The sequence below is a fragment of the Mesorhizobium sp. M7A.F.Ca.AU.002.02.1.1 genome (assembly GCF_003998535.1).
Taxonomy (GTDB): Bacteria; Pseudomonadota; Alphaproteobacteria; order Rhizobiales; family Rhizobiaceae; genus Mesorhizobium; species Mesorhizobium ciceri.
The window spans coordinates 1-10,914 of record NZ_RZPB01000136.1; the positions used below are offsets into that span (position 1 = coordinate 1).

Genomic DNA, 10,914 nt, shown 5'->3' on the forward strand with positions numbered 1-10,914 from the left:
CGTCCAGGCGATGCAGTTGAATGCGACTAAATGCGCTCGGCGCGCCGAGCGCCTGCCGAGCCACTCAACCATAAGCGATTCGCGGGTTCCACGACAGGCGCACGGGAAGAACAGCCCGGCCATCTCAGCGCGGCCGGAAGCGCGGCCTACTTTTTGGCATCGACCAGCTTGCGGGTCACTTCGAACTGCGCGCCCTTGGTGTCGCCTGCTTCGAATTTCTTGTATTCGTCGGAAGGATCCTCGGGAGATCGCTTGAAACCGTACCATTCCCCGTCCGGATCCTTGCGTTGCTCGATATTCAGGCCCTGAATGCGGTGGCTGTAGCAGGTGCGGTGCTGCTCGCCGGTGTAACCTTTCGATCGCCAGGCGAGCTCCATGCACATCTTGCCATCCTTGGTCACCAGCCATCTACCCTCCGCGACAGACGTGGTGTCCTGCCCGGACGTCCAGGCCTGGAGACGTCGATTGTCCTGCGCGAAAAAGGCCGCGCCGTTTTTCCATATCCATGTGCGGTCGGCATAAAGAAGCTGCAGCTCGTAGGCAGTTGGAGCCGGTGCGATGACCGTTCCCGCTGGTCTGCCGTCTTTGGCGGCAGCCGCATGCGCCGTTCCCGAAAGCGCCGTCTGGCCGCAGAGGGCCAGGAGAAACATGAGTTGCATACAAGTTGCGAACCGACAATGTTTGCGTCGACCGTCGACACCATGCGGTGGCAATCCGGTCAGAGCTGTCAGTACAATTGGCGTTCGCATGCCCGTTTTGCCCAAGGTAGCACTATCATCGCTCTGACAGCCGTATGAACTATTTAACAGTCGCGAGAACGGTGATGTCAACCTTTGCGAGCGGACGGACAACAACCGTTCCAGATGTGCGCATCCCGCTGTCGTCAAAATTAAGAAATGTGTCATATGCTCTGCCAACTCTGACAATCGCACTCAAAAGCAACATCCGCAGACGTCAGGGAGGACGCGGTTTCAAATGGCGGGCGACCCGGAATTGAACCAGGCCGAAGGTCAGCAATACCGGCAGCAGTCGACCGTCCGGGAAACGACTGCTCGCAACACCGTGAGCCCCAACATGGCGATCTTGCTGGGGATACTGTTCATTGCGATCCTGTTCAGGTTCCACAACATAACCTTGCCGCTGGTCGATGCCTTCAGCTGGCGCGAAACAAGTACCGCGATGATGGCCGACAATTTCCAGCAGCGCAGCTGGAACATCTTCTTCCCCGAGGTCAGCTGGACCGGGCCCGGGCCAAGCTATCAGGGCCGCGAGTTCCAGATCGTCAGCTATCTGACCGCCATACTCTACCAACTCTTTGGCTGGCACGACTGGTTCGGCCGCATGATTGCGGCCCTTTTCGGCTTGGTGACGGTGTTTTCACTGCACAGATTAACGGCGCTATGCTGGGGCGAGACGCACGCCCACGCCGCGGCACTTGCCTATGCGCTGATGCCGGCGGCGATCATGATCGACAGCTCGTTTCTTCCCGACCCCTCGATGCTGGCTCTGGTAACCTTGGGCGTCTGGCTTTTCACGAAATACTGGACGGGAGGCAGCGCGTGGCTGCTCCCTTTCGCCACAGCCAGCTTTTCCCTCGGTGTGCTTGCAAAACCACCGGGTTTGGCTGCTGGAGGCGTCATATTCTATCTGATGGTTTGCTGGCTTTTGCAAAATCGGCGAAAGCATGCGGCCAAAGTATTCATAAGCGGACTGGTCAGCCTGTTCGTCATCGGCGCCTACTACAGCTGGGCCATTTATCTCGGGCGAACCTATCCGCCCTTTCATGTCGCGGGCAGCGGATACATCTGGGATTCTGGATTCTGGACGTTTTTCAGCAACGATTTCTATTTCAAATCTGTTTGGAACACGTCGGTCTGGTGGTTTTATGGCTATCCGTTCATGATTTTGATGGCGGTCGGATTCTGGATACCGCCCCAGCCAGTCGCGGAATCGAAAGAACGCGCTCTTTCGGCCATACCTTTCATATGGCTTGCAGCGGCCTCTGTTGTTTATCTCGCTGCGGCACGTGAGATCACGACCAATCCATGGAACTATCATATATTCCATGTGCCATTTGCGATGTTTTGCGGCCGTGGCGCGGTCGTCCTGGCGACGCTTGGAGCCAAAACCGTTCCGTCTCCTGGGATAATTCTGCGGTCGATTTGCATCGTGGCCGCTATGCTTGTCTGGTCGACTTTTCCCCTCGTCCGGACGATGAAGGCGCCCTTCGCCATGAATGGAAAGTTGCTTGGCGACGAGCTGGCGCGCAGGGCCCAACCTGGCGATCTTGTCGTGGCCATCGCTCCGGAGGTGGGAGATCCCGTCGCAGTCTATTACAGCAGGGCGCGCGGGTGGGTGTTTCCGCCTGGTGGCGGCGACGTGGAGTGGTCCAGGTTCGTCGAGGACGATGCCATCGCGATAGCACAGCTTGAGGAACTTCGCACGCAAGGCGCGGATTGGTTCGGCGTGGCAAAGGATGCCGAAGACAGTCAGAAACGGCCGTTCATCGAGCATCATGACGGGGTGATCGACTATCTCAACAAGATCGGGACCAAGCGGCTGGATTCGGACAACCTCCTGATTTATGAAATCAGCCGGCCTTGATCTGGTCAGGCCGTTGGGCTTATGGGCTGGGGATCAGGCAAACGTTGGAAATCCGGCGACGGTCAGCGACCTTGCCGACCCGCCCTCGCCTGCCCAACGCAGCAAGCTAAGCGAGACAAGCCGGCCAGCAAGGTCAAATATCTCTACGGCTGGCGGAATTCGACGGCTGCGACCGGAGGAATTGTTGAAACGAGCGATTTCGATCATTGTGACGCTGGCCCTGCTGGCCTGGCTCGCCAGCGACTCGCGCTGGCGCATGGTCGGCGACGCCTTTGCCCGCATCACGCCCGGCACCTTCGCCGTGGCGACGATCGCGTTCTTCGCCACCTATGTCTTGCGTGCGCTGCGCGTCTGCGACGAGTTCCGCGACGAGGTGCATGGCCGCTTCGGCGCCTGCCTGCGCGTCATTCTGATCCACAATGCGATGATCAACGTCGTGCCCTTTCGCGGCGGCGAGACGGCCTTTCCCCTGCTCCTGCGCCAGGTCTTCGGCATACCGATCATGCGCGCCAGCGCCTCACTGCTGTGGTTCAGACTGCAGGACGCTTTCGTCGTCGGCGTGCTCGCCCTGGCGGTGTGGCCGGGCCTGCATCCGGCGATTAGGATTGCGGGCGGGGCCGTCTTGATCGTCGCCGCCTGGTACCTGCCGCGCTGGGCGCGTGCACCGCATGACTGGGCCGGCCGCGGCAAGATCGTGGCGAAGCTCGGCAAGCTCCGAGATGTGTTCACCGAAGCAACCGGACGCTCGCGCTATGGCTGGTGGTGGACGATCGCGAACTGGTCGCTGAAGCTCACTGTGCAGGGATGGTTGTTGGCAATGCTGCTGGGGACATCCTTTTCGACCGCCTTTCCAGGCGTCGTTGGGGCCGAAGGAGCCGCCATACTGCCGGTGCAAGGCGTCGCCGGCTTCGGCACCTATGAAGCGGGAGCAGCGGCGGCGCTGCTCACCTCCGGAATCACGATGAAGAATGGCTTGCAGGCGGCGCTGGCGCTGCACCTGTTCATCTTCTGCTCGGCAATCGCCACGGGTGCGATCGCCTGGCTGTTTCCCTCGAAATCGACGCTGCCGGGAAATCCGGCTGTCGGACCTGCAAGGAAGCCATCCCAATGAACGTATTGCCCATCCCTGCTTCGGGACTGCCTGACGGCGCGGTAATGCCGAACCATACGCTGTCCATCGTCGTCCCCATGTACAACGAGGCCGAAAACGTCGAGCCGCTGCTGGCACGGATCCACCAGGCGATGGAACGCTACGACCAGCCCTGGGAGGTCGTGCTGGTCGATGACGGCAGCACCGACGCGACGGTGAGCGAGATCAGGCGCCTTGCAGCGCATTACGGCTCGCATGTGCATGCGGTCGAACTGGTGCGCAACTACAAGCAGACCGCCGCGATGCAGGCCGGCATCGACGCGGCGCGCGGCGACGTCATCGCCACGATCGACGGCGACCTGCAAAATGATCCCTACGACATCCCCCGCATGGTCTATCGCCTGCTGAGCGAGGATCTCGACCTGGTGGTCGGCTGGCGTAAGGACCGCCAGGAAGGTTTTTTCATGCGCAGGCTGCCCTCGCGCATCGCCAACGCGCTGATCGCGCGCGTCACCGGCGTGCGCCTCAAGGATTATGGCTGCAGCCTCAAGGTCTATCGCGGCAACGTCATCCGCAGCGTCAAGCTCTATGGCGAGATGCACCGCTTCATCCCGGCATGGCTGGCCACGGTGACGACCCCCAGACGCATCGCGCAGGAGGTGGTGACGCACCATGCCCGCATCCACGGCCAGTCCAAATACGGCATTTCGCGCACCTTCAGGGTCGTGCTCGATCTGGTGTTCATGTACTTCTTCATGCGCTATCGCACACGGCCGGGACATTTCTTCGGCGGCATCGGCATCGTGCTTGGCGCGCTGGGTTCGCTGATCCTTGCCTACCTGCTTTGCCTGAAGCTGTTTTTCGCCGAAGACATCGGAACACGCCCGATGCTGTTCACCGGCTTCTTCATGCTCATCGCCGGGGTGCAGATGGTGACGTCGGGCGTGCTGGCGGAAATGCTGGCACGCGTCTATCACGAGGCGAACGGAGCATCGGCCTATGTCGCGCGGCCACGGCCGCCGGGCGGCGACAATGACGGCTGGCACGCCCCGGGCCGAGCATCGTGACCTGATCGGAATGCCACGGAGGTCCGCGCCTAACGAACGCATGGCGGTTGGAGGGCAAGAGGCAAAGCGCAACGTCTGCGCAAACCTCCCGCCCTCCACTCGCGCCCCCCGGCAAAGACCCGGCAGCAGTCAAATCGGCCGCGCTTCAGGTCTGATGGCTTAGTAACGCGAACGGCAGCTGGCGCGCTGGCCGAAACCGCTCGGACCACATATCCAGGGCGAATGACCCAGGAGCGGGCCGCCATTGCCCAGACTGTAGGAGACCTTCACCGTCGCCGGCCTGCCGACCCGCTGCGGCCGCACGAAGGCCGCATAGGCCTCCTCCCTCGTACGCGTCACGTTGGTCATCTTGGTGAGCGGTTTGCGGTTGATCAGATGCAGCCGCTTGTCCTTGGCGTAGTGCACCCTCTGGCCAAGCGAATGAACCACGGGCTTGGTGCCGATCGAGCTCGTCTTGGTGGCATCCATGCTTTGGCAACCGGACATCATCGAGATCAATGCAACCGCGGCAAATGCACAGGCATGTTTCTTGCCGAGCCTTGCCCCTCTTTCCATTATTTTGTTCATCGCTATCCCTGCCATGAAATACAAGTCGCTGGAGCGCGGAGATATATTGCTCTTATTTGCTTTCCGCACCACGCGAGTGACCCATCGCCACTCACATCATGGGCTGTATATTAGGGGAGACTTATTAAATATCATGCAAACGATATGATGAGCGCGGTCTTTCGGCACTCGACCGGATATTATTAAAATTTGACCTTTTGGGCTCGTGCCTGGTCCTGCCACAGCTTGCCGGCCGGCTATCAAGGCAAATGCGGTTCAGGGGAGTTGTTTGCGCACGGACGCCTGTCGGCGTCAGCGTGGCGGATTCCAGGCGGGGTCAAGATGGAATGTGCGGGTTCCGCTCCCGCCGCGCCCGGCTCCGGAAACCGGGTAGGCCACGCTGACGATGCGCATACCGCCTGCCCCCTGCTGGAGCCCATATATGCCTTCCAGGCCGCGGTCACAGAACGCGGCGCCCGGGACGAAGAGCGCAACGCCAGCGAGCGAGGCCTGCAAGGTGAGTTTCGCGGCATTGCAACGCAACGAAATTTTGTTCTCCACGAGGTGCCTGGTGATGATCACGACCACAAGCAATCCGTAGACGAACGCATTGAAGGCAGCGAACCAGTAGAAGCCGGTGGCGTCCGAGGCGCGGTCTACAAGAAGGACCGGCAGCGAAGCTCCCATTGCAAGCACCACATAGGGAACAATAACGCGGGCAGGCAGCAGGTTTTTCGGGCCGCTGCCCTTGGGGGTAACGCGAAAATCGACGAACGACTTGGTCAGATAATCGCGGATCGACGACAGCGTGCCCGCCAGCACCCACGGCCAACGAGCGAAGAATGAGAACAACATTCCCTCCCAACTGATCGTCTTGGCGGTCAGTGGGCGCGACAGCCCGAAGGACTTCAACAGCATCACCAGCACAATCAGCGAAATCGAGTTCGGCGCATAGTATAGAAGGAAGTCAATATACGTCACATTGGCGAAATTCTGACCCGTAATAAGTGCGTATATCGGCATGATGTACATGAGAAGCGAAAATACGGCGAAAAGCGGATACCAGAGCTGGCGGAACAGGAACTGGAATTTCAGCCGTGGCGATACCTTGGAAAGGTATATGGGCGAGTATTCGAGCATGATCGTCATCAGGCTCCGCGACCACTGGAACTCTTGCGTGACAAGATCGGCAAAGGTTTGCGGGCCGTCGCCATGGGCAATGGCGTCTATGGCATGCACACCGCGCCAACCAGCCGCAATGAACAGCATGGACGTCGAGTGATCTTCGGCCAGTTCCGGGCCAAGGCCGCCGACCTGCTTGAGCGCTGCGGTTCTCACGGCATAGTGCGAGCCGATGCAGAGCGGCGTTCCGTCGCCCGTGTGGCCGGACTGCAAAGGTCCGTGGAACATCCCTTCCGGGAACAGCCGGCCGCGTGCCGACCAGCTTTCAGCGGCATTGTTGTCGCATATGCTCGGCGCCGATACATAGCCAACCGCCGGGTCGGCAAAGGCAACCAGGATTTCCCTGAGATAGGTTGGTGTCGGGACGTGGTCCGCGTCCATCTGAGCGACGAAGTGATAGCGTTCATAACCATAGTGGTCGTAGAAGAAGGCCAGGTTTCCCTCTTTGCAGCGCGTCCGGCGGGGCCACACCTTGCGGTGATAATCTTCCCGCCCGCGCCGCGTCGAAATCATGACGTTATGGGCATCGCACCAGGCAATCGTTTCCTCGGACGGGTCCTCGTCGGCCAGCCAGGTATCATGCGGACAGTCCTGCGCCAGCATTGCCTCGAGGGTTCGCGCAACCACGGAAAACGGCTCTGACGGAGCCTTGGTCACCACCATCGCGACACGCGAATGCTTCGGGATCGTGTGAAGCCTGGACGGCTTTTTCATCGCATGCACGTTCAAGAGAAAATACATCGGCATGAATGTCAGCCATACGAGCGTCAATGTCGCCAGCATGTATGGGATAACGTGTTCGATGTGCCCGGGCTGCAGCCACCAGAACCAGAAAAATCCGAACGTTACCGACCAGCAGGCAAGTCCTAGCTTCCAGATCCGCTTCTGGGCGGCCGACAGCACGGGCACCAGAAAAGGAGGCTTCTCCGCCGCCTTGCCCGGAGCTGCCCCACGCCCCCGTTTCGGCATGGTCTTACTGCCGATGATCCCCACGTCCGCGGAAACACTCATACACTTTACTGCCGCCACCCGAGCATCAGCCAAACGACGGCCGATGAGCCTAACCCAGCAGCAGAATCCGCTCAGGCATCCTTAGAGTCAACTAAATTAGTTATTTCTTAACTACGGTTCTTCAGAACTGGTTAAGGATAGTCCGGTGGAACAGTTTCCACCGACCAGCACGTGAACGATGAGCCGCAAATTTTTCAGCGCTGGAGAATTCGCCGATGGGCCAAAGCTGTCCGGCAAGGATCGAACTTTGAGAGCAGCGTTAACCATGTCGCGCGCACATGGTTAAGCAACCGTTAATTGCACTTGACTCTTGGTCGCGACCGGCTCTTAAATTAGCCAGGGATGATATATCGGGATATTGACGCGAATTTGTGAGTATCGCGGCGAACTTTCTCTCGAGCGCCCCCTGTATAGGGCCTTGAGAGATAATTTTTTGGGTGGCTCTGTGTCAGGTTTCGCACATCCGCCAACGGGTCGCTCCGAAATCCCGCAGATTCTGCCAAATAGAGCCGATCGGTTTTGGGTAATCGTGTCGATCAAGCATCGATGCGCACGGGCGAAGCCTTAACTTCCGCAAGAGGTTGGGGCCATGGGAGATCGACATGAAACACTCCACAGTAAAAGCACTTGCAATCGCGCTGGCATTGGGCGGAAGCGCCGCGTTCCCCACGGCAGGAGGCGCTGGCTCAGTAGCCGCGACGGACCCCGTCCAGACGAGCAGCGCCGCCTCGGCGTTCGGATCCTACGATCCCTACGGCGACTTCAGCGCCGACAAGAGCGCCAGCATCGAAGAGCTGTTCCTGCCCTGGGAAGACGTCGATCTGTCGACGCTGCCACTCGCCGACGCCTATGCGCTGCAGCGCGGCCGTTCGCTGCTGATCACGGTTGAGCCGTGGACCTGGTCCAAGGACTGGCGCATCACCCCGCCCGAATTGCGCGACGGCATTTTGAGCGGCAAATATGACGCCAACATGCAGGCGATCTGCGACCTGGTGGGACAGATGAAGAGCCCGGTGACCATTCGCTGGGCGCAGGAAATGGAAGACAAGAACGGCCGCTTCACCTGGGCCAACTGGGCTCCCAAGGACTGGATCTCCGCTTACAAGCGCGAAGTCGACATCTGCCGCAAGGCTGCCCCCGCAGCCAAGTACATGTGGTCGCCCAAAGGCGAAGAGGGTTTGGAAAAATACTACCCCGGCGACGACTATGTCGACGTCATCGGCCTGTCGGTGTTCGGTCTGCAGAAAAAAGATGATGACGAGACCGGCCGCGACCGCACCTTCGCTGAGCTGCTGAAGCCCGGCTATGACCGCGTTGCAGTGTTCAACAAGCCGATCATCGTTGCGGAACTCGGCTATGTCGGGAAGCAGGACTATGTCTCGAAATGGCAGGAAGATTCCCGCAAATCCTACGCGGAGTTCCCGGCGCTGACTTCGGTTGTCTACTTCAACCAGAAGGAAGTGTGGCCGTGGCTGGGTGGCTATGGTCTGCCCGACTGGAGGGTGACCCAGCACGTCCTGCCGTAGACGCATCGTGCTGATCGACCCCGACGCGATCGGGATCGACTTCCAATCTCCTTGTTTGATCGTGATCCATCCCGAACCAGCGGTTCGGGATGAGGATTGAGGCGTGGCGTAAATCAGTCTGTGGAGAAGTTTCGTGAAGCGGGTAGTGGGAAATTATCTTGGAGCGGCATTCGCCTGCTCCGTTCTTGTTCTTGCCTTCCAGGCTCCTGCGACAGCCAAGACGGCGATGAAAATCGCCGAGCAGGCTCAAGAGGCCACAGCGGTTCCTGACGAAGGCGTCTACCAGATCTATCAGAACCATTCGTGGCTGTGGGGCAAGAAGGGCGCCGGCTTCTTTGCCGTCAAGCAGAGACAGTTCGAGTCCTGGACCCACGACAAAGGCAAGTCGGGCTATGGCGACGGCATGTGGTTCATTCCCGGCGGCGGCAAGCTGTGCTGGCGTGCGCAATGGCACGGTTCCTGGGGCGTGAAGGGCTCGATGACCTGCTTCGAGCACCGCCAGGCTGGCAAAGTAATCTACCAGCGCAAGGCTCCGGATGGCGACTGGTATGTTTTCAAGAGATTGAAACACGGCGACTACGTCACCCGGAAACAGAACCGGATCAAGGCAAGACTGTAGGATCGAGTCATCCGCCACAAGCGGCTGGTCTACGCCTTGCGCTCCCAGCGGCGATCTGGCGTCTGTTGCCAGTAGGTGACGTCGTGGCCAGCGCTCTTCATCACCTTCCAGTGTCCTCGCGCCGCCTCGAGCTGGGCGGCATCGTGGCCATCGAACAGGAACACCGCGCGCTCGTAGCCGCCAAGGTCAGGCGGCACCGCGCCGTCGACCAGGAACCTTATCTTGGCGTCGTTGGGATTGCCGTCGCCGGTGGTCAACAGAATCGGCTGTTCGCCGGGATGAGCTTCACGATCGGTTGCGTGCGCCAGGAACGAATCGTCGCGGAAGGTCCAAAGATGCTGGTCGAGCGCATCGCGGCGTTCCTCGGTGCCTGTCTGCACCACGGCGCGCCAGCCACGGTCGACGCTGCGCTCCAGGAGGCCTGGCAGCGCATCCTCCAGCGTCGATTCGGTCAGGTGGTAGAACAGAACGTCGGCCATCGCTTCAGCCTATAGTGATCGAACCCGTTCACTGCTCATAGTTATCGCGCACCAGCCGGTCGAGCAGCCTGACGCCGAAACCGGAACCCCACGACTGGTTGATCTCGTTCGACGGCGCCCCCATCGCCGTGCCGGCTATGTCGAGATGAGCCCATGGCGTGTCCTTGACGAAGCGCTGCAGAAACTGCGCCGCGATGGTGGCGCCGCCAAAACGGCCGCCGATGTTCTTCATGTCGGCGTTCTTGGAATCGATCAGCTTGTCGTATTCGGCGCCGAGCGGCATGCGCCACAGCCGTTCCTGAGTCGCCTGCCCCGCCACCGACAATTTTTCGGCCAGTTCGTCATTGTTGGAAAACAGGCCGGCATAATGTTGGCCGAGCGCCACCATGATGGCGCCGGTCAGCGTCGCCAGATTGACCATGAATTTCGGCTGGAAGCGGTCGTTGCAGTACCACAACGCATCGGCCAGCACGAGGCGGCCCTCGGCGTCGGTATTGAGCACCTCGATGGTCTGGCCCGACATCGAAGTGACTATATCACCGGGACGCTGGGCATGACCGTCGACCGCATTTTCGACCAGTCCGATGATACCGACGACATTGGCTTTCGCCTTGCGGGCCGCCAGCGCATGCATCAGGCCGGTAACGGCGGCGGCACCGCCCATGTCGCCCTTCATATCCTCCATGCCCGAGGCCGGCTTTATGGAATTGCCGCCGGTGTCGAAAGTGACGCCCTTGCCGACGAAGGCGATCGGGCTGTCCTTCGGCTTGCCGCCGTTACCGGCCTGATG

At 60.1% G+C, this 10,914-nt stretch carries 11 protein-coding genes; 6 read left to right on the forward strand and 5 right to left on the reverse strand.

Annotation, left to right across the window (positions count from 1 at the left end; all coding sequences use genetic code 11):
• Positions 1-146 precede the first annotated feature (146 nt).
• Positions 147-764 carry a DUF995 domain-containing protein gene (locus tag EN879_RS11285; RefSeq protein WP_245321910.1) on the reverse strand — a complete coding sequence of 206 codons (618 nt, stop codon included), beginning with the start codon at positions 762-764 and terminating at the stop codon, positions 147-149.
• A gap of 211 nt (positions 765-975) precedes the next feature.
• Between EN879_RS11285 and EN879_RS11290 the strand changes: the two genes are divergently transcribed.
• The 3 genes from EN879_RS11290 to EN879_RS11300 all read left to right on the forward strand — a co-directional run bounded on the left by EN879_RS11290 (position 976) and on the right by EN879_RS11300 (position 4,761).
• Complete coding sequence (locus EN879_RS11290; RefSeq protein WP_013532497.1) at positions 976-2,604, forward strand: glycosyltransferase family 39 protein; 1,629 nt, start codon at positions 976-978, stop codon at positions 2,602-2,604.
• 184 nt (positions 2,605-2,788) lie between these two features.
• On the forward strand, positions 2,789-3,715 hold the full coding sequence (locus tag EN879_RS11295; RefSeq protein ID WP_013532498.1) for a lysylphosphatidylglycerol synthase transmembrane domain-containing protein: 927 nt from the start codon (positions 2,789-2,791) through the stop codon (positions 3,713-3,715).
• A 44-nt stretch (positions 3,716-3,759) separates the two neighbouring features.
• Positions 3,760-4,761 carry a glycosyltransferase family 2 protein gene (locus tag EN879_RS11300; RefSeq protein ID WP_244514345.1) on the forward strand — a complete coding sequence of 334 codons (1,002 nt, stop codon included), beginning with the start codon at positions 3,760-3,762 and terminating at the stop codon, positions 4,759-4,761.
• A gap of 159 nt (positions 4,762-4,920) precedes the next feature.
• On the opposite strand, the gene EN879_RS11305 is transcribed toward EN879_RS11300, so the two are convergent.
• Positions 4,921-5,229 (reverse strand): hypothetical protein, encoded by a 309-nt coding sequence (locus tag EN879_RS11305; protein WP_245478593.1) that lies wholly within the window; start codon positions 5,227-5,229, stop codon positions 4,921-4,923.
• Here EN879_RS11305 and EN879_RS38940 point away from each other — a divergent pair.
• On the forward strand, positions 5,228-5,476 hold the full coding sequence (locus EN879_RS38940; RefSeq protein WP_164755250.1) for a hypothetical protein: 249 nt from the start codon (positions 5,228-5,230) through the stop codon (positions 5,474-5,476). The genes EN879_RS11305 and EN879_RS38940 overlap by 2 nt on opposite strands.
• A 143-nt stretch (positions 5,477-5,619) precedes the next feature.
• On the opposite strand, the gene EN879_RS11310 is transcribed toward EN879_RS38940, so the two are convergent.
• A complete protein-coding gene (locus EN879_RS11310) occupies positions 5,620-7,500 on the reverse strand; it encodes a cellulose synthase catalytic subunit (protein ID WP_013532501.1) in 1,881 nt (626 codons plus the stop codon).
• Positions 7,501-8,102: 602 nt separating this feature from the next.
• Here EN879_RS11310 and EN879_RS11315 point away from each other — a divergent pair.
• Together EN879_RS11315 and EN879_RS11320 are read left to right on the forward strand one after the other, a co-directional pair.
• Entirely contained in the window at positions 8,103-9,026 is a 924-nt protein-coding gene (locus EN879_RS11315; protein WP_013532502.1) for a glycoside hydrolase family 26 protein, read from the forward strand.
• 133 nt (positions 9,027-9,159) lie between these two features.
• Positions 9,160-9,645 carry a DUF995 domain-containing protein gene (locus EN879_RS11320; RefSeq protein ID WP_013532503.1) on the forward strand — a complete coding sequence of 162 codons (486 nt, stop codon included), beginning with the start codon at positions 9,160-9,162 and terminating at the stop codon, positions 9,643-9,645.
• A 29-nt stretch (positions 9,646-9,674) separates the two neighbouring features.
• On the opposite strand, the gene EN879_RS11325 is transcribed toward EN879_RS11320, so the two are convergent.
• Together EN879_RS11325 and EN879_RS11330 are read right to left on the reverse strand one after the other, a co-directional pair.
• Positions 9,675-10,124, reverse strand: coding sequence for a DNA polymerase III subunit chi (locus EN879_RS11325; protein ID WP_013532504.1), 450 nt, complete (start codon positions 10,122-10,124; stop codon positions 9,675-9,677).
• A 28-nt stretch (positions 10,125-10,152) separates the two neighbouring features.
• On the reverse strand, positions 10,153-10,914 hold a 762-nt coding region (locus EN879_RS11330; protein WP_127274061.1), incomplete at its 5' end, for a leucyl aminopeptidase.